This is a genomic window from Marivita sp., from assembly GCF_048006345.1.
Lineage (GTDB): Bacteria > Pseudomonadota > Alphaproteobacteria > Rhodobacterales > Rhodobacteraceae > Marivita.
Genome location: NZ_CP180351.1, coordinates 2,336,099 through 2,353,893, shown reverse-complemented (window position 1 = coordinate 2,353,893; position 17,795 = coordinate 2,336,099). Strand labels below are relative to the sequence as shown.

Sequence of the window (17,795 nt, the reverse complement as noted above, 5' to 3'; positions counted from 1 at the left end):
TTCGTGGTGGGACGGATGTCGAGGCATGCCGGTCTTCATCGCACGGCAAAGCTGCAGGAAATGATGGGCAGCATGACGCTGGTCTTGCCTGTCCCGGACCGCAAGCCACACCGCTGTCGACGACGCGTTGACATCGAACTGTCGCGCGACCGGACAAGCGGCCAGGCAAAGCTTTGCCACAAGGCCAGGCCCTTCGCCGTTTCCCGTGGCACCTTGATCCGGGGATAATGCAGAGGTAGCCATGGGCTGTCGCAGCGACGCGGTTCGAGAGGGTGTTCGCTTTCGGTCCGGACGGTGTGCTGTCGCCCTGGGGATCACTGATGTTCGATATCCTTGCCGATCGCACCTACAGGCACCTGTTTCTGGCTCAGATCGTGGCGCTCTTGGGCACTGGCCTCGCGACTGTGGCGCTTGGGCTTCTGGCCTTTGATCTGGCGGGTGACGGTGCCGCGATGGTGCTGGGCACGGTGTTCACCATAAAGATGGTCGCCTATGTCGGCATCGCGCCGATTGCGGGTGCGTTCGCGGACAGGGTGAACCGCCGTGCCCTTCTGGTGGCGCTGGATGTGGTGCGGGCGGCGGCGGCCCTGTGCCTGCCATTCGTGACCGAGATCTGGCAGGTCTTCGTACTGATCTTCGTGCTGCAATCCGCCTCGGCTGCGTTCACACCGACCTTTCAGGCGACGATCCCGGACGTTCTGCCGAATGAGGCCCGATACACGCGTGCGTTGTCGTTGTCGCGTCTCGCCTATGATCTGGAAAACATCGTATCGCCGACCCTCGCGGCCCTGCTTTTGCTCGTTATGGGCTATAACTTGCTGTTTCTGGGCACAGTGGTCGGCTTCATAGGGTCGGCGTTGCTTGTGGTCTCCGTGCTCTTGCCAAGCCCGACAGCGTCAGAGCCGCGCGGCATCTATGACCGCACCACGCGCGGCATCCGCATTTATCTTGCCACGCCGCGCCTGCGCGGGATGTTGGGTCTGAATCTGGCCGTGGCCTCGGCTGGTGCAATGGTGCTGGTGAATTCGGTGGTTCTGGTGCGTGGCGTGCTTGGGTTGAGCGAAACCGCGCTGGCCTGGACGATGTTTGCCTTTGGAGCAGGATCGATGATCGCCGCGCTGATCCTGCCGCGCCTGTTGGATCGGTTGCCGGATCGTCCGGTCATGATGGCGGGCGGCTGGCTGATGGTGGTGGCGCAGCTTTGTCTTGCGGTGGCAACAGTGGCGGGTGGGTTCAGTTGGGGACTGCTGCTTGTAGTCTGGCTGGTCACCGGGCTTGGTTACGCAGCGGTGCAGACACCGTCGGGCCGTCTTTTGAAGCGGTCGGCCCATCCCGAGGATCGACCGGCGGTGTTTGCTGCGCAATTCGCGTTAAGTCATGCCTGCTGGCTGGTGAGCTATCCGCTGTCCGGGTGGCTGATGACGGCGTTTGGCACGGTTCCGGCCTTGTTGGTGCTGGCCGCATTGGCGACGCTGGGCATCCTTGCGGCGCTGCGGGTCTGGCCTTCGGGCGATCCGGACCAAGTGGAACATACCCATGAGAACCTGCCGCTCGATCATCCGCATCTGAGGGGGCATCGGCGGCACAGTCATGCTTTGGTCATCGACGATGCACATCCGCGGTGGGATTCGCAGTTCTGATCCAGGCGTCCGCAATTACCCCAGTGCCGTGTCAGAGGCTTTGGGTCTTGGGTCCGGGATCAACTGGAATGTGGCAATGGCGGCGCAGAGGCACAGCGCCATGACGAGGAACGACCACCAGCCGCCATAGGTCTGGGTGAGCCACGCAAAGGCGAAGGGTGCAGAGGCGTTGATCCCCATCTGCACAAAGGAAATCCAGCCCAGCCGCGCGCCATATCCCTTGGCTCCGAACAGGGCGAGGGGCAGGGTGCCGCGTGCGATGGTCTTGATCCCGTCCCCCATGCCGTAAAGCGCCGCAGCCAGCATGAGACCGGGCAGGGTGAAGCCGACGACCAGCAGCACGGAAAACCCTGCGAACATCAGGCCAAGGCTCAGCGCATAGGTGACACGCGGATAGAGGTTGCGGCTGACCACCATCTCGAAAAACCGGCCCACGGTCTTGAACGGGCCGATCACCGCACCAGCAAGTGCTGCCAGCGTGGCCGAATGACCGAGGTCCTGCACATTGGTGACCCAGAGTGTCATCACCGCGCCCATGATGTAACCCGAACAGACGAACGAAATCACCATCCAGAGCATCCCCTGCTTGCGCAGCGGTCCTGTCAGTTCGGGCCAATTCGGACGTGGACTTCTCGGGGGGCTGTCCGGGGTGATTTCGGTTCCGCGCAGGACAAGAAAATGGATCGGCACGCAGGTCAGGAGAAGTGCGATCCCCAGAACGACCCATGTGCTTTGCCAGCCTAGCGCTGTGTAAAGCGCCAGCGTCAATGGCCAGAAGATGGTCGATGCGACCCCGCCAAACAGGGTGATGATCGAGATCGACTTTTGTGGAGGAATGGACAGGTCCAGCCGTGCCACCGACGCAAACGCTACGTTGTAGAGCACGAACATGCCCGCGCTTTCGGCAAGCAGGATCGCCACGAAAAGCTGTGGAGTGCTGTCCACGCGGCTGAGCGACAGAACGGCCCCCGCTGCCACCACGGACCCGATCGTCATGACCCAGCGCCCGCCATATCGGTCCACCAGCTTGCCTGCCACGGGGGACATGAGACCCCCGAAGAACAATCCCAGCGACAGTATGCCGAAGACGTCAGACAGGCTCAGCCCCAGATCCTCGGCCATGTGCGGCAGCAGGATCGCATAGGCGTACATCAGCGTGCCGTAGCCGATGATCTGGCTGATCCCAAGGCCGATGGCAGGCAGGTGGTCGCGCGTGATCATACGGCGGCGCCAAAGCGCCGTTCGACCATGTCGCGGCTCGGCTGTTTCAACATGTCAGGGCGCAGGACGGCCATGGGCGGCTTTCAGTCAAATTGAGTTCTGGCTGTGCAGGTTTGTCCGGCATGCGGCGCCGCGATGCAATATGCGGCGGGAAAGCCGATCCTGCTGCGCTCACAATCGTGGCCGCTGCCGGGTCAGGCGACGCGCTCACCCCGGCTCCAGACGCCGCGCAGCAAGGGTGTGGTGCCCACCGTGCGCACTCGGATCACATCGCCGCGCAGCCCGGTCTCCAGCCGCCCGCGATCCGACAGTCCTGCTGCCTTGGCAGGGTTGGCGCTGACACAGGCCACAGCCGCGGGCAGGTTGTCCCAGATATCCGCCAACAGGAACGCCGAAAGCAGCAGCGCGGAGGGTACGTAGTCGGACGAGATGATGTTGAGCATCTCGGCCTCGGCCAGTTCGCGTGCTGCCACATTGCCGGAATGCGATCCGCCGCGCACAAGGTTGGGGGCGCCCATCATCACCGCGATCCCGTGCGACCGGCATGCGGCAGCGGCTTCGCGGGTGGTGGGAAACTCGGCAAAGCCCACGCCATTGGCGGCCGAAACATCGACCTGATCGGCGGTGGTGTCGTTGTGGCTGGCCAGCACAGCGCCATAGCGGCGGGCTTCGGCAACCGCCCCCTTTTCATGTAGCTCGCCATACTTTTCCTGCAGTTGCCTGAGATTGGCGACGTGCTCGGCAAATTCCGCGTCATTCATCCCACGCTTCTTGGTGACGTAATTCTTGAGCGCGGTCAGGTCACGGAACTGCCGCTGGCCGGGGGTGTGGTCCATCATGCTGACAATGCCGACCCGGTCTTCGGGACCGAACGCGGCCATTTCCTCGAGCAGGGTCTCTGAGCAGATCTCGGCGCGCAGGTGCAGGAAGTGGCTGATCTTGAAATGTCCGGCCGCCCGTGCCTCGAGAAGTTCATCCGCCAGCTTGCGGGCATATTCACCATAGCCCGACTTCGAATTGTGGATGGACCCGACGCGCAGCGCATCGAACACGGTTGTGATCCCGGTCGACGCCAGTTCGGCATCATGGGCCAGCAGCGCGGACAGGTGGGGCCAATCCACCTTGGGACGCGGTTCGATATGCCGTTCGAGGTTGTCGGTGTGCAGTTCGACCAACCCCGGCATGACATAGTCGCCGTCGCAATTGATTGCGCCGCGCGGCACGCTGTCGCCTTCTTCGATCCTCGCGATCTGTCCGTCCACGATCACGATCTGTCCGACGATCACTTCTTTGGGCAAAACGAGGCGAGCATTGGCAAGATGCAGGACCTCTGACATGGAACCGTCATGAGCCTCTGCCACATGGGTCGAAATGAAAGGAGAGTTCATGTCATACACTCGCTTTGCGATTTATTATCTGCCGCCCGAAGGCGCATTGGCCGATTTTGGTGCGGCCTGGTTGGGTTGGGATTGCGTTTCTGCTCGCGACTCGATTCCGCACGATGTGCCCGGTCTTCATGACGTGACAATGACACCGCGAAAATATGGTTTCCACGGAACGCTGAAACCGCCCTTCCGGCTGGCCGAAGGGACGGATGTTTCGGGGTTGCAGGATGCGGTGTCGCAGATGGCCAAGGCGTGTGCCCCTGCTCAGAGCGGTGGTCTCGCGTTGACCGCATTGGGTCGCTTCCTTGCGCTCACTCCGGTTGGTGACACCTCTGGCATCGCGCGCGTTGCTGCGACGTGTGTCGAGGCACTGGATGCGTTCCGCGCACCGCCCCCCGAGGCAGAGCTGGAGCGGCGTCGCAAGGCACGGCTGTCGGAGCGGCAGGAGGCGCTTTTGCAACGCTGGGGATACCCCTACGTGATGGAGGAATTCCGCTTTCACCTGACCCTGACCGGGCGTCTGAATGTGGGCGACATCGCGCCCTGGACCGAAACCGCCCGCGCGCACTTGCCGCCTTTGCCCGCGCCCTTTGTGATGGACGACGTGGCACTGGTCGGAGAGCGCGAGGATGGGCGGTTCGAGTTGATCCAACGCTACACCCTTGCCGGTTGAAGCGCGGCCAGCGCCTTTGCCACGGTGTCGTCCAGCGCGCCGTCATTGGTGATCGTCACCACGTCCAACCCGGCAGGCAGGCACTTGTCGGCCTGCGCCAGACGGGCTGCGATCTCGGCCTCGGTTTCCCGCGCGCGCCCAGCCAGACGGCGGGCCAATGTGGCGGGGGAGGCGGTGATGTTGAGAACCGTCAGGTTCGGGAAAATCGCATGGGCTTGCTCCAACGCACTGCGCGAGAAATTCGCAAGGCAGTCTTTGCCGTCTCGTACGTCGGAGAGAACATCCGCCGGGATGCCGTAGGACAGACCATGCGCTGTCCAATGCACGCAGAACGCGCCGTCCTGAGCAGCCGCGTCAAATGCCTCGGGCGTCACCGCGTCATAGTCTTCGCCCCCCAAACCCGGTGCGCGGGTGATGGTGCGTCGGACAAGGCGCATGTCGGGGCGTGCCGCGATCATGCCCGCCATGACGCTGTCCTTGCCAACGCCAGACGGGCCGACCACGGCGATGAGGCGACCGGAACTCATGCAGCAGACTCGTTGTATTGTCCTATCGCTTCGCTGCTTGAGGACATCCTGGGGGTAAAGCGGCTCACGTCGATTTCGCGGTCGCAGACACGGGCACGTGCCGCCTCGTCGTGGAAGATGCCGATGATCGCCGCGCCACGTGCCTTGGCCGCTTCGATCAGCGACAGGACCACTTCGCGGTTGGCGGCATCGAGGCTGGCGGTTGGTTCATCCAGAAGCATCGCCGGATAGGGATGGGCAAAGCCACGTGCGATGTTCACGCGCTGTTGTTCGCCGCCCGAGAACGTGGTGGGCGACAGTGACCACAACCGTTCGGGGATGTTGAGCTGGGTCAGAAGCTCTTTAGCGCGTGTGCGGGCCTCATCGCTGCCCACACCGACGGCACGGAGCGGCTCGGCCACAACGTCAAGCGTTGGCACGCGTGGGACGACACGCAGGAACTGGCTGACATAGCCCAACACTTCGCGCCGGATCTGGATAATCTCGCGTGGTTCGGCTTGGACAAGGTCCACACCGCCGACCCGGATCGCGCCCGATTGGGCGCGGTAATTGCCGTAGATCATCCGCATCAGGGTGGATTTGCCCGCGCCTGATGCGCCTGTGAGGGCGACACATTCGCTGGGGGCAACAGTCAGGCTGACATCGCTCAGCACCTCGATCACCGCACTGCCCTGATTGTGGAGGGTGAAGGTCTTGGACACGTTGGAAAGGTCGATCATGGTCTCACACCTGCAAAACAGAGCTGACAAGGAGTTGCGTGTAGGCGTGCTGCGGATCGTCGAGCACCTGATCGGTCAGGCCGTTTTCGACGACATGCCCGTCCTTCATCACCATCAGCCGGTCTGCCAGAAGGCGTACCACGGCAAGGTCATGGGTGACGATGATCGCTGACAGACCCATATCGCGCACCAAACCGCGCAGGAGGTCGAGCAGACGCGCCTGAACGCTGACATCGAGCCCGCCCGTGGGTTCGTCCATGAACACAAGGCGGGGTCCCGTGACAAGGTTGCGGGCGATCTGAAGGCGCTGCTGCATCCCTCCGGAAAAGGTCGTGGGGCGGTCATCGACCCGGCCCGCGTCGATCTCTACCCGTTCGAGCCAGTCGACCGCCTTGTCGCGAATGTCGCCATAATGCCGGGCACCCACAGCCATCAGCCGTTCACCGACATTGCCGCCCGCGCTCACGCCCATGCGCAACCCGTCGCGGGCATGCTGGTGGACAAAGGCCCAATCGGTGCGGCCCAGCATCCGGCGCTCGGGTTCCGACATGGTGACGGTGTCGCGGGGGCCGTGGCCGCGTGTGTCGAACACAACCGATCCCGCATCGGGGCGCAGATGGCCTGCCATGCAGTTGAGAAGTGTAGATTTGCCGGACCCGGATTCACCCACGATGCCCATGACTTCGCCGGGATAAAGGTCAAAGGAGACATCAGCACAGCCGATATGCGCGCCGTAGCGTTTGGTGATGCCTTGAACTGACAGAAGGGGGGTCATGCCGCGTCCTTTCCGCGATGACCGGTCGCTTGCCGCCCTTCGCAATAATCGGTGTCGGAGCAGACGAACATCCGGCCGCCCGCATCGTCGACGATCACCTCGTCGAGGTAGCTGTCCTCGGCCCCGCAGAGACCGCAGGGATGGTCGGCTTTGGAGGCCTCGAACGGGTGGTCCTCGAAATCGAGGCTGACCACCTTGGTGTAGGGCGGCAGCACGTAGATGCGCTGTTCGCGGCCTGCACCGAACAACTGGATCGCAGGACAATCCCCCAGTTTGGGGTTGTCGAATTTTGGAATGGGAGAGGGGTCCATCACATAGCGCGCCTCGACCTTGACCGGGTAGGCATAGGAGGTGGCGATGTGGCCGTGACGGCTGATGTCCTCATACAGCTTCACATGCATGAGGCCATATTCCTCAAGACTGTGCATCTTGCGGGTCTCGCTTTCGCGCGGTTCGAGAAAGCGCAGCGGTTCCGGGATCGGCACCTGATAGACAAGGATCTGGCCTTCGGTGAGCGGCACTTCGGGGATGCGGTGGCGGGTCTGGATCACCGTTGCCTCGGTCGTGGCGGTGGTGGTGGCGACGCCTGCGGTACGTTCAAAGAAGGTGCGGATGGACACGGCGTTTGTGGTGTCGTCAGCGCCCTGATCGATCACCTTGAACCGGTCATCCGGCGTCAGCACGGCAGCAGAGACCTGAACGCCGCCGGTGCCCCACCCATACGGCATCGGCATCTCGCGGCTGGCGAAGGGCACCTGATAGCCGGGGATCGCCAGACCCTTGAGGATCGCGCGGCGGATCATGCGCTTTGTTTGCTCGTCCAGATAGGCAAAATTATATTCTGAGGAGGGTGTCACAAGACTGTCTCACTGCTGTGGTTAATGCGACGCAACGAGTTGCTGTCCGAAAACCCGGGGGTCTTATGGTCGCGTTGCTGATGACTTTTCTTTGGTGGGCAGGCGGGTCCCTTGTGGCGTGGCTGGCCTTGGAGCCTGTCCTGTTCCGTGTCCTCCCGCGTCTGGAACGGCTGTTGCCGAGCGACGTGATTGGGCCGGATGGCTGGCTTGCCGACACGTCCAATCAAGGCGGCATTTTCGACTTGCCCCTGAAGCGTCGTCGCGGCTGAAAGGGTCATAGAACCCCCCGTTCGATCAGCGCGGTTTCCAACCCCTCGGGCGAGGTGAAATGGATGCCGTCCATCCCGACGGCGCGCGCACCTTCGACATTGTGCAGTCCATCGTCGATGAAAATGCAGGCCTCGGGCGCGACGCCCGCGCGGTCGCACAGCAGGTGGAAAATCCGTGCATCGGGTTTGATGATGCCTTCCTGACCGGACACGACCAGCGCGTCGAACACCTCACCGAGACGCGGATGCATCTTGAGCCCTTCGGGCCAGGTTTCCGCTGACCAATTGGTGATGGCATGCACCGAGGTTCCCTGCGCCTTGAGCCGGTCGAGAATGGCCCATGTGCCGTGGATCGGATCGACGACGGTTTTCGTGTAGAGGGACACGTAATCGGCAAAATGTGCGCGGTCGTCGGGGTCTTTCACCTCAAGCGCCAGATCGGCAAAGCGTTCGCCGGCATCCCCGCGCGCGTTGAGAGCGCGGAAATTGGTGCGCTCGACAAAGGCATGGGCAGCCTCGGCAGACCCAAACCGGTCGAGCCATGCCAGATGCGGTTGCCAGTCCACCAGCACACCGCCGATGTCGAAAACGACGTGCTTCCTGGTCATGTGCAGCCCTCCGGACGGAGTGCCTCAAGAGGGCCGTATTCTTGCGCTACGCGTTTCGCTCGGAAAGTGCGCGAGGTATTATGGACTGGACCGTGATCCTGATTGTGCTGGGCTTTGTCGCCCTGCTGGCTGGTCGAACCGTTATCGGCATCTGCTTTGAGGGCAGTTGGCTGAATTCGGCGCTCGAAGGGTCGTCGGATGGTGATGGCGACAGCGGGTGTGACAGTGGAGATGGCGGGGGCGACTGAGGTCATTCTGCCGCTTCCTGATGCTGGTTCTGCGATGCCTCGACTTCGCGGCGCAGTTTGCGCACAAGCTCGAGTTCGGACTGGAAATCCACGTAATGCGGCAGCTTGATATGTTCGAGGAACCCTGTCGCCTGAATATTATCCGCGTGGTAGAGGACGAATTCCGCGTCCTGCGCCGGGGCGCCGACATAGTCTTCGCCTAGTTCCTCCCACCGCAACGCCCGGTCGACCAGCGCCATTGAGATCGCCTTGCGTTCAGTCTGGCCGAAGACCAGACCGTAGCCGCGCGTGAATTGCGGCGGCTCGGTTTTGGAGCCTTTGAACTGGTTTACGCTTTCGCATTCGGTCAGGGTCACTTCGCCGATTTCGATGGCGAAGCCCAATTCGGGGATCTCCATCTCGACCGGTACGGTGCCGATGCGCAATTCGCCCACGAAAGCGTGGTTGCGGGCATAGCCGCGCTGGGTGGAATAGGCCATCGACAGGGTAAAGCCTTCGTCCGCGCGGGTCAGCGCTTGCAGGCGCAGCGCGCGGTCTGCTGGCATTTCCAAAGGCTCGCGTGTCAGGTCGGGCGGCGTTGTGTCGTCCTGTGGGGCCTCTTCGATCAGCCCCTCTTTGTTCAGGAACTCGGTGACATGTGGAACCGGGCCGGGTTCGACCGCGCGCATCGGCGCTTCCAGAGTTTCGCCGTCGGCGGCGAGTTTGAAATCCAGCAGGCGGTGCGTGTAGTCAAAGGTCGGGCCAAGCACCTGTCCACCCGGCAGATCCTTGAACGTGGCTGAGATGCGCCGGTCGCAAGCCATATTGCCGGTGTCTACCGGGGCGGAGGCGCCAAAGCGTGGCAGAGTGGTGCGGTATGCGCGGATGAGAAAGATCGCCTCGATCAGATCACCGCGCGCCTGCTTGATGGCCAAAGCGGCCAGATCGGGATCGTAAAGCGACCCTTCTGCCATCACGCGGTTTACGGCAAGGGAAAGCTGCTCACGGATTTGGGCGACCGAGAGTTCGGCCACAGATGTGTCGCCGCGCCGTTCCTCGGCCAGCCACGCATGGGCGTTCTGGATGGCGCGTTCGCCGCCTTTGACTGCCACGTACATATCAAAGAACCTTCGTACTGCGCAGCAGCCCCGCGATGCGGTCGCCGCTTGTGAAGATAAAATCCAGACCCAGCGGGAAGAGACTTGCATTGCGCTGGAAGGCTGCGGTTTCCGGCAAGGACAGGCTGGCGCTGTCACGAATGCCGGGGCCGGTCAGGGTTGCGCCCTCCGCGACAAGGTCTGCACATTCCACGATCAGTGTCGCCGACCGATCCGGGTATTCGGACGTTCCGATTGGATAGGCGGACAAGGGACCAAGTGCGTCCCAAGTGCCCAAGGCGAACATGCAATGCGATGGCCCCACGATGGGCGCACCGGTGTGGAACGCCACCCATGTGCGGACCGCGTCGCAATCAGCCTCGCCCGCCAGATAGAGCGGAGTTTCCGTATCGCAGAGCGTCAACAGTGCGACCCCGGCCGCCACCGACAATGGCGCAGGAGGCGTTGCCCCTGCCAATGTCTGGATCGTGCCGGGACGGGCCATCGCCTCCATCACGCCGCGAAAGGCATGGGCGGCGTCGGTGGCCGGGTGCGCAAAACCGCCTTCAAGTGTCTGGGCCTGCATCAGTCTTCCCCTCGGACCATCGTGAAAAAATCGACCTTGGTGGCGGCAGCTTTTTCGGCACGCGTGGTACGTCGCGCGGACTGTTCGCTCTCCAACGGCTCAAGAACCTTCGTGCGCATGACATTGGCAGCACCGGTCTGCATGAGCGCATCCACCAAGGCGGCGGCTTCGGCATCCGCTTTGTTCCGGCCTTGAATATAGGCGTGTCCAACCTCACCGCCGGGCAGCTTGAGCGCACAGCGGGTGACCGTCATTTCACCAAGATTGAAGGGCGCGCCTGTCCCACCTGCGCGGCCGCGCACCATGACGCTGCCAATTTCAGGCGCACGCAGCCATGTGTGGGCCGGACGGGGCAGGGCGGCATCCAGAAGGGCCGACACGCGACCCTCGGGGGCCTTGGCCATCAGGCTCATCCAGGCCTTGCGGTCAGCGTTTGGATCGAACGTGTCTTTCATCTCGACAACTTTGCAAGTTTCTATACAACTAGACATATCATAACAGATTCCCCCATGCGGGACAGTGGAGTTTTGTGAAATTTGCGTAACACCCGATCCTCGACCCCCGTCTGGCAAGCCATCGCCGGGGCGCTGCGGGCGGATATTTCCGAAGGCCGTTACCTGCCGGGAGACAAGCTGCCGACCGAAGCGCAGTTGTCTGCCCGGTTTGGCGTGAACCGGCACACAGTGCGCCACGCGCTGTCACAGTTGGTCGATGACGGCCTCGTCCGCACGCGGCGCGGGGCGGGGGCGTTTGTGGCTTCCACGCCCACCGACTACCCGATCGGTGCGCGGGTGCGGTTCCACGAGAACCTGCTGGCGGCAGGTCGCAGGCCCGAGAAGCGCGTGCTTGATGTTGAATGCCGCGCCGCGACGGCTGGCGAAGCGCGGGCGCTTGACGTGGACGACGGTGCGCCTGTCTGTGCCTATCGCGGGTTATCGCTTGCGGATGGAGCGCCAATTGCGGTGTTCGAAAGCGTGTTTCCTCTGGAGCGCACGCCGGATATCGACCGCTATCTTGGCGACACCAGCAGCGTGACCGACGCCCTAAACCGGGCCGGGGTTGCGGATTACACCCGCGCATCCACACGGCTGACAGCGGTTTTGGCGGATGTCACACAGGCGTTGCACCTACATCTGCGTGAGGGGGACCCGCTTTTGCGGTCAACCAGCGTCAATGTCGATGCTGCAGGGCATCCGGTGGAATATGGCCGGACGTGGTTCGCTGGCGACAGGGTGACCCTGACGCTGGAGACCTGAGTCCCGAACCCGGCATGCGCTCACGCAGGGCGAATGCGGCTGTGTTTCAGCCGAGTTTACGCGGTCCCGGCGAACGCGCCCGCCTTGAGGTCTTCGAGGATCATGTCGGAGGCTTTCTCTCCGATCATGATGGCGGGGGCGTTGGTGTTGCCCGAGACGATCTCGGGCATGATCGAACAATCCACCACCCGCAGACCGCCGATGCCATGCACCCGCAGGCGGGCATCGACCACGGCATCGCCGCCTTGTCCCATTTTGCAGGTGCCGGTGGGATGATAGATCGTCGTCGAATTGTTGCGCGCCCAGTTCAGCGTGCCGTCGTAATCGTCAATGTCGAGCGCCGCATCGGGGCGGAACTCTTCGGAGATCTTGTCGGTCAGCGGAGCGTGCCGCGCGATGCGGCGGGCGATCTTGATGCCTTCGACAATCGTACGGCAGTCAGTTTCGGTGGACAGGTAATTGGGGTGGATCTTGGGGTAAACCGCAGCATCGGATGACGCGAGGCGTATCATGCCCCGGCTTTCCGGGCGCAACTGGCAGACCGACATGGTGAAGGCCGAGAACGGGTGGACCCCCGCGCCGGGGCTGTCGGCGGACCACGGTTGCACATGGAACTGGATGTCCGGCGTGTCGACATGGTCGCCGGTACGCATGAAGCCTGTGGCAAGGCTCGCCGCCATCGCCATCGGCCCGCGGCGGTGCAGGGCGTATTTCATGGCGATCCGCGCCTGATCCAGCAGGCTGCGCACCTCGTCGTTCAGGGTGGGTTCCTTGCATTTGAACACGAGGCGGGCCTGCAGGTGGTCCTGCATGTTACTGCCGACGCCCTTGAGGTCATGGCGGACGGTGATGCCGTGCTCGCGCAGGTGATCCGCCTCGCCGATGCCCGAGACCATCAGCAGTTGCGGGGAACCAATGGCGCCCGACGAAAGGATCACCTCGGCGCGGGCTTTGACGCTGTGTTCGATGCCGCCTGCATCGCGATAGGCGACCCCGGTGGCGCGTTTGCCGTCGAACAGGATGCGGCTGGCGGCGGCGCGGGTGACGATTTTGAGGTTGGGGCGCGACCGGGCCGGGTTGAGGAAGGCTACGGCGCTGGAGCAGCGCCGACCGTTGCGGGTGGTCAGCTGGAAATATCCGACGCCTTCCTGTGATGCGCCGTTGTAATCGGGGTTGAAGGGGTATCCCGCCGCTTGGGCAGCCTCGACCCAGGCGTCGCAGATGGGACGGCTGAGTCGCATGTCGGACACAGAAAGTGGACCTTCGGTGCCGTGAAAATCATCCGCGCCGCGTTCCTGATTCTCCGAGCGTTTGAAAAGCGGCAGCACATCGTCCCACGCCCAGCCGGGATTGCCCATCTGAGCCCAGCGGTCGTAGTCCTGCGGCTGTCCGCGCACGTAGAGTAATCCGTTGAGCGAGGACGATCCGCCAAGCACCTTGCCGCGCGGCCAGTCAAGTTGCCGCCCGTTCAGACCGGGATCGGGTTCGGTGCGATAACACCAGTCAACCGCCGGATTGTGCATCGTTTTGAAGTAGCCGACGGGGATGTGAATCCATGGGTTCAGATCACGGCCCCCTGCTTCAAGGAGAACGACTTTGACAGCCGGATTCGCGCTGAGACGGTTGGCAAGAACGCAGCCGGCAGAGCCTGCTCCGACGATCACATAGTCTGCTTCCACTGACGAAATCCTCCCGTTGGTGCAAAAAACTCTATGCAGAACGGAAAAGCCATTCTAGTCTTTTTTGAAAAGATAAGTCTCAATAATTGCTAAAACGGGAGGAGAAGCAATGAAAATCGGAGATCGTATCAAGGGAGTCTCGCGCCGAGATTTCTTCCGCATCGCAGGTACTTACGGGATGAGTTCGACGCTTTTGGCGGCGGGTACATTCGGTGGTGTCATGACTGCGGCAAACCTCGCGAAAGCGGCGGAATCGACCTATAACAAGCGCTTTGCGAAGGAAGCCAAGCACACGCTGAAGTTCGGTGCGGCAGGCTTTAACCCGCAGAACCTGCTGATCGAACGCGCAGGCTGCCTTGAGTTCGCACGCGATCTGGAAGAGCGCACGGACGGCGAGATTCGCATCGAATTCATCGGCAACAACCAGATCTGCGGTCAGCTGTCCTGCGTAGAGAAAGCGCAGCAGGGCATCATCGACATCTACGCGGCATCGACCCAGAACTCGGCCGGTGGCGCGCCGTTCCTGAACGTTCTGGACTACGCGTACATGTTCCGCAGCCGTGCGGACCAGTACTACTTCATGTATTCGCCGGAGTCGCAGCGTATCCTGCGTGATCCGTTCGAAAAGCGTCATGGGCTGAAGTTCCTCTTCACCCATGCCGAACTGCGCGGCATCCAGATGGGCCAGAGCTTTGCCGACAAGCCGACGGTCACCAGGATCGAAGACATCATGGGTACCAAGAACCGCGTGACCGGCACGCAGCTTGGCCGCATCGCGATGGAAGCTCTGAACCTGAACCCGGTTCCGATCGCATGGGAAGAAACGCTTGACGGTCTGAAGCAGGGCCTCATCGATGGCGCGGAAACATGGGCATCGGCTGTGGCCTACGCGAACATGTCACCGGTGGTCAGCCAGAGCGTCGATCTGCGCTTCTTCTGCGGCACCGAGCACACCGCGATGCGCTCCGAGACCTTCGACGGCCTGTCGGGCGACCTGCAGGACGCGGTCATGGAAGCCTCATACCTCACACAGGTGCATGTGCAGGCAGCAAACGAAGCGGCGCTGGTCAACACCGTCGGCTTTACCGATCCGCCCATGCCCGGCACGATCTTTGCGCAGAACAATGTGCGCGTTGCCAAGCTGTCGGACGCAGAAGTCCGCAAGGCCGAAGAGATGTGTTCGCCCGAATTCCAGCCGCAGCTCTGGGAGCAGTGGCGCGAGCGGATCAACGGCTGGGCCGATGGCATCGACACCTATCAGGACATCTACAACGAAGTCCGCAACAACCCGCACACGCTGGCCGAAAACGTCGAGCCGCGTCGCTGGTGGAAAGGCTGATCTGCCTTTAGGATACGACACGACGCAGCCCCGCTTTGTCGGGGCTGTTTCACCTAAAGACGCATAGACCGGATCAATCCGGCACAGTCTTCACATGGGAGGAGGGAACAGATGGAGCTCTGGTCCGATTTCGGCGCGTTAGTGAGTGCGCTTGCCAGTCAGGATTCATGGACGATCCGACAGGCTTTGGCACCAAATTCGGTGTATGTGTTTGGCGCTGTTTTCCTGCTTCTGGCAGGTTTGGCCATGTCATGGGTGTATCATCACGTGCCTATCATCGAGCGGTACTTCGAGCGCACGGTGATGATCGTTTGTTACCTAGGCACTGCCGGCATCATCTTCTGGGGCGTGATCGACCGCTTTGTTTTTTCCAACCAGCAACCCTGGTCGACGACCATTCCTCCATTCCTGTTCATGGTCATGGCATGGTTCGGCGCGGCTTATAACATCCGCGTCCGTACCCATCTGAGCTTTTCCGAGTTCCGAAGCCGGATGCCACGGGGCGGACAAATGGTGTGCCTCTGGCTTGATTTCGTATTGTGGTTCGGTTTCGCGCTGATCTTTATGGTCACGACACTGCGCGTGGTCGCGTTGTCCGCGTCGAACTTCCAGATCGTTCTTGGCACCGACAACACGATGCAGTGGTGGTTCCTTCTCTCTGCCCCCGTCGCGGCAACATTGATGGCGGCACGCGCTGTCGAGAACATTCAGGATGATATGAAGAATTATCGGAGCGGTGAGCCGCTGATCCAGCAATCTGTGATCGGGGGGGATACGTAATGACCGACGGAACCATCATCACACTGATCTCGGTTGGTGTCACCTTTCTGTTCATGCTTGGCGTGCCGGTGCTTCTGGTCATCGCCTATTGGGTGATCGGCTGTTCTTTCGTGCTGGGGCTGACGCTCGACAACATGGGGGCAGAGCTGCTCAACGTGTTCAACAAGGGCTTCGCGCTGCTTGCGATGCCGCTGTTCATCCTGACGGGTGACCTGATCAACAAGTCCGGCATCGCACGACGATTGTCGGATTTCGCCTATGCCTGTCTGGGCTGGATGCGGGGTGGTCTGGCGATGGCCTCGCTTGGCGCCTGCGGTCTGTTCGCGGCGATCTCGGGGTCCAACTCGGCCACGACAGCAACCATCGGGTCGATGCTGCATCCCGAAATGGTCAAAGGCGGGTATGACGAACGCTTTTCAGCGGCGACAGCGGCGGCAGGGGGTACGGTAGGGATCATCATTCCGCCGTCGATCATCTTTATCGTCTACGGCTTCCTGATGAACCTCCCGATTTCTGACCTTTTCGTCGCCGGGATCATCCCCGGTGCGCTGATGGTGATCGGCATGCAGGTGGCCTGCTGGATCGTGTGCCGGATCAACGGTTGGGGCTATCTGATCCCGCTGCAACTGAACCGGGTGCTGAAGACAGCCTTCGGCGCGTGGCTTGGTTTCTTCGCCATCGGCCTTGTGCTCTGGGGCATTTATACCGGCAAGTTCTCTCCGACCGAGGCGGCTGGCGTCACGGTGGGTTTCTGTATCATCGCAGGGCTTGTGTCCTGGGTGCTGAGCCGCGTCATGCGTCAGGATCCGAACAAGACGTGGGAAGACAAGAGCTATGCCGAAATGCTGTTGGTCGAGGGCTTCACCCTCAAGCAGATCCCCGGCATCACCATGCGGTCAGCTGAGATCACAGGCATCCTCGCGCCGCTGATCGCCATTTCGGTGGTGATGCAGCAGATCCTGTCTTTGCTGGGTGCGCAGCAGGTGATCGGCGATTTCGTGACGGCCATGGGGGGCTACTATGCGGTGCTCTTTACCGCGATGATCATCGTGTTCGTCTCGGGCATGGTGCTCGAGTCGTTGCCAGTGACGATCATTCTTGCGCCCATTCTTGCGCCAATCGCTGCAAGTGTCGGCGTCGATCCGATCCACTTCTCGGTGATCTTCCTTGTTGGCGCGTCCATCGGTTTCATTACGCCGCCCTACGGGCTTAACCTTTACGTGGCGTCCGGGGTGACGGGTGTTCCGTATTTCCGGCTGCTCAAGTACACGGTGCCGTATCTGATCGCGTTGATTAGTGTTTGGGTTCTGGTTGCTTTGACGCCTGAGCTGGCGTTGTCTCTGTTGCCAAATAGGTGAGACCGATTGCATGCCCGACGCTTCTGCCACTGAGTCCAAAGGGCAGATCCCCACGAACTTGCGGCTTCTTCTGCTCTTGGAAGAAGTCGCCAAGGCGGGGGTGCCGGTTGCCCCATCTGCCTTGTCCGATGCTCTGAGATTGCCGAAGCCGACCGTTCATCGGCTTCTGTTGACGGCTGAGGAAGAAGGGTTCCTGCAACGCGACATCGACGGGCGTTCTTACGGGCCGGGTCGCCGGCTGCGCAAGCTGGCGGGGAACACGCTGTCCTCGCAGCGGTTGCGGACAGAACGCCTTGCGATCATGCAAGCCTTGGAAAGCGAAGTGGGCGAGACCTGCAATCTGGCGGCACCGGGGCGGTATGGGATGGTTTATCTGGACCGTGTCGAAACCCATTGGCCGTTACGGATGCAACTGCCTGTGGGCACGCAGGTGCCGTTTCATTGCACGGCAAGCGGCAAGATGTACCTCTCCTCGCTTCGGATCGACAAGCTCAAGCGGGTGTTGTCATGGCTCGAACTGGAGCCATCGACAGCGCAATCAATTACGACAGCCGACCAGCTTCTGGATGAGTTGGCTGTTACACGGTCGCGCGGGTTCTCAACCGACAATCAGGAATTCATGGACAACATGGTGGCTATCGCGGTGCCCATCCGGGACACCGAGGGCCGTTTGATGACCACGCTGTCCATTCACGCACCACGACAGCGGCACGATATCGAGAGCCTGACCAAGGTGGTTCCGCAGGTTCAAGAAGCAGCAAAGCGGTTGGAAATGCTCAACCGGAGCTAACAGCACTCC

General features: G+C 61.7%; 20 protein-coding genes. 9 read left to right on the top strand and 11 right to left on the bottom strand.

Going from position 1 to position 17,795, the window contains the following annotated elements; translation table 11 throughout:
* Nucleotides 1-320 precede the first annotated feature (320 nt).
* A complete protein-coding gene (locus ACMVPR_RS11555) occupies nucleotides 321-1,640 on the top strand; it encodes an MFS transporter (protein WP_416883003.1) in 1,320 nt (439 codons plus the stop codon).
* Nucleotides 1,641-1,655: 15 nt separating this feature from the next.
* Here the strand turns inward: ACMVPR_RS11555 and ACMVPR_RS11550 are convergent, their stop codons facing one another.
* Nucleotides 1,656-2,861 carry an MFS transporter gene (locus ACMVPR_RS11550; protein ID WP_416883002.1) on the bottom strand — a complete coding sequence of 402 codons (1,206 nt, stop codon included), beginning with the start codon at nucleotides 2,859-2,861 and terminating at the stop codon, nucleotides 1,656-1,658.
* Nucleotides 2,862-3,055: 194 nt separating this feature from the next.
* Complete coding sequence (locus ACMVPR_RS11545; RefSeq protein WP_416884651.1) at nucleotides 3,056-4,198, bottom strand: alpha-D-ribose 1-methylphosphonate 5-triphosphate diphosphatase; 1,143 nt, start codon at nucleotides 4,196-4,198, stop codon at nucleotides 3,056-3,058.
* A gap of 49 nt (nucleotides 4,199-4,247) precedes the next feature.
* Here ACMVPR_RS11545 and ACMVPR_RS11540 point away from each other — a divergent pair, with 49 nt between their 5' ends.
* Nucleotides 4,248-4,919, top strand: coding sequence for a DUF1045 domain-containing protein (locus ACMVPR_RS11540; RefSeq protein ID WP_416883001.1), 672 nt, complete (start codon nucleotides 4,248-4,250; stop codon nucleotides 4,917-4,919).
* On the opposite strand, the gene phnN is transcribed toward ACMVPR_RS11540, so the two are convergent.
* The 4 genes from phnN to ACMVPR_RS11520 are packed head-to-tail and all read right to left on the bottom strand — an operon-like array spanning nucleotide 4,901 to nucleotide 7,797.
* Nucleotides 4,901-5,446 carry a phosphonate metabolism protein/1,5-bisphosphokinase (PRPP-forming) PhnN gene (gene phnN / locus ACMVPR_RS11535; protein WP_416883000.1) on the bottom strand — a complete coding sequence of 182 codons (546 nt, stop codon included), beginning with the start codon at nucleotides 5,444-5,446 and terminating at the stop codon, nucleotides 4,901-4,903. The two genes, ACMVPR_RS11540 and phnN, sit on opposite strands and share 19 nt — an antisense overlap.
* Nucleotides 5,443-6,165: a phosphonate C-P lyase system protein PhnL gene (gene phnL / locus ACMVPR_RS11530; RefSeq protein WP_416882999.1), complete on the bottom strand. Its 723-nt coding sequence runs from the start codon at nucleotides 6,163-6,165 to the stop codon at nucleotides 5,443-5,445. The genes phnN and phnL overlap by 4 nt, the downstream gene beginning before the upstream one ends.
* A 4-nt stretch (nucleotides 6,166-6,169) precedes the next feature.
* A complete protein-coding gene (gene phnK, locus ACMVPR_RS11525; RefSeq protein ID WP_300581433.1) occupies nucleotides 6,170-6,940 on the bottom strand; it encodes a phosphonate C-P lyase system protein PhnK in 771 nt (256 codons plus the stop codon).
* Nucleotides 6,937-7,797, bottom strand: coding sequence for an alpha-D-ribose 1-methylphosphonate 5-phosphate C-P-lyase PhnJ (locus ACMVPR_RS11520; RefSeq protein WP_416882998.1), 861 nt, complete (start codon nucleotides 7,795-7,797; stop codon nucleotides 6,937-6,939). Before ACMVPR_RS11520 ends, phnK begins: the two co-directional genes overlap by 4 nt.
* An 80-nt stretch (nucleotides 7,798-7,877) precedes the next feature.
* On the opposite strand from ACMVPR_RS11520, the gene ACMVPR_RS11515 reads away from it, so the two are divergent.
* Nucleotides 7,878-8,066: a hypothetical protein gene (locus tag ACMVPR_RS11515; protein ID WP_416882997.1), complete on the top strand. Its 189-nt coding sequence runs from the start codon at nucleotides 7,878-7,880 to the stop codon at nucleotides 8,064-8,066.
* A 5-nt stretch (nucleotides 8,067-8,071) separates the two neighbouring features.
* Here ACMVPR_RS11515 and ACMVPR_RS11510 read toward each other — a convergent pair whose 3' ends face one another.
* Nucleotides 8,072-8,674, bottom strand: coding sequence for an HAD family hydrolase (locus ACMVPR_RS11510; protein ID WP_416882996.1), 603 nt, complete (start codon nucleotides 8,672-8,674; stop codon nucleotides 8,072-8,074).
* An 80-nt stretch (nucleotides 8,675-8,754) separates the two neighbouring features.
* Here ACMVPR_RS11510 and ACMVPR_RS11505 point away from each other — a divergent pair, with 80 nt between their 5' ends.
* Nucleotides 8,755-8,922 carry a hypothetical protein gene (locus tag ACMVPR_RS11505; RefSeq protein WP_416882995.1) on the top strand — a complete coding sequence of 56 codons (168 nt, stop codon included), beginning with the start codon at nucleotides 8,755-8,757 and terminating at the stop codon, nucleotides 8,920-8,922.
* Between the two features lie 2 nt (nucleotides 8,923-8,924).
* Here the strand turns inward: ACMVPR_RS11505 and ACMVPR_RS11500 are convergent, their stop codons facing one another.
* From ACMVPR_RS11500 to phnG, 3 genes are read right to left on the bottom strand one after another with little or no spacing between them, the layout of a single operon-like run.
* A complete protein-coding gene (locus ACMVPR_RS11500) occupies nucleotides 8,925-10,019 on the bottom strand; it encodes a carbon-phosphorus lyase complex subunit PhnI (protein ID WP_416882994.1) in 1,095 nt (364 codons plus the stop codon).
* Between the two features lies 1 nt (nucleotide 10,020).
* Nucleotides 10,021-10,584, bottom strand: a complete 564-nt coding sequence (gene phnH / locus ACMVPR_RS11495; protein WP_416882993.1) for a phosphonate C-P lyase system protein PhnH — start codon at nucleotides 10,582-10,584, stop codon at nucleotides 10,021-10,023.
* Nucleotides 10,584-11,039, bottom strand: coding sequence for a phosphonate C-P lyase system protein PhnG (phnG, locus tag ACMVPR_RS11490; protein WP_416882992.1), 456 nt, complete (start codon nucleotides 11,037-11,039; stop codon nucleotides 10,584-10,586). Before phnG ends, phnH begins: the two co-directional genes overlap by 1 nt.
* Before the next feature lie 81 nt (nucleotides 11,040-11,120).
* Between phnG and phnF the strand changes: the two genes are divergently transcribed.
* The gene (phnF, locus tag ACMVPR_RS11485; protein WP_416882991.1) at nucleotides 11,121-11,840 is read left to right on the top strand and encodes a phosphonate metabolism transcriptional regulator PhnF; all 720 of its coding nucleotides are present in this window, start codon (nucleotides 11,121-11,123) and stop codon (nucleotides 11,838-11,840) included.
* 56 nt (nucleotides 11,841-11,896) lie between these two features.
* On the opposite strand, the gene ACMVPR_RS11480 is transcribed toward phnF, so the two are convergent.
* The gene (locus tag ACMVPR_RS11480) at nucleotides 11,897-13,528 is read right to left on the bottom strand and encodes a GMC family oxidoreductase (RefSeq protein ID WP_416884650.1); all 1,632 of its coding nucleotides are present in this window, start codon (nucleotides 13,526-13,528) and stop codon (nucleotides 11,897-11,899) included.
* Between the two features lie 100 nt (nucleotides 13,529-13,628).
* On the opposite strand from ACMVPR_RS11480, the gene ACMVPR_RS11475 reads away from it, so the two are divergent.
* The 4 genes from ACMVPR_RS11475 (at nucleotide 13,629) to ACMVPR_RS11460 (ending at nucleotide 17,786) form a co-directional block, all read left to right on the top strand.
* Nucleotides 13,629-14,858, top strand: coding sequence for a TRAP transporter substrate-binding protein (locus ACMVPR_RS11475; protein ID WP_300581409.1), 1,230 nt, complete (start codon nucleotides 13,629-13,631; stop codon nucleotides 14,856-14,858).
* Between the two features lie 111 nt (nucleotides 14,859-14,969).
* A complete protein-coding gene (locus ACMVPR_RS11470; RefSeq protein WP_300581406.1) occupies nucleotides 14,970-15,638 on the top strand; it encodes a TRAP transporter small permease in 669 nt (222 codons plus the stop codon).
* Complete coding sequence (locus ACMVPR_RS11465; RefSeq protein ID WP_300581402.1) at nucleotides 15,638-16,996, top strand: TRAP transporter large permease; 1,359 nt, start codon at nucleotides 15,638-15,640, stop codon at nucleotides 16,994-16,996. The genes ACMVPR_RS11470 and ACMVPR_RS11465 overlap by 1 nt, the downstream gene beginning before the upstream one ends.
* Before the next feature lie 10 nt (nucleotides 16,997-17,006).
* Nucleotides 17,007-17,786: an IclR family transcriptional regulator gene (locus ACMVPR_RS11460; protein ID WP_416882990.1), complete on the top strand. Its 780-nt coding sequence runs from the start codon at nucleotides 17,007-17,009 to the stop codon at nucleotides 17,784-17,786.
* Nucleotides 17,787-17,795 lie beyond the last annotated feature (9 nt).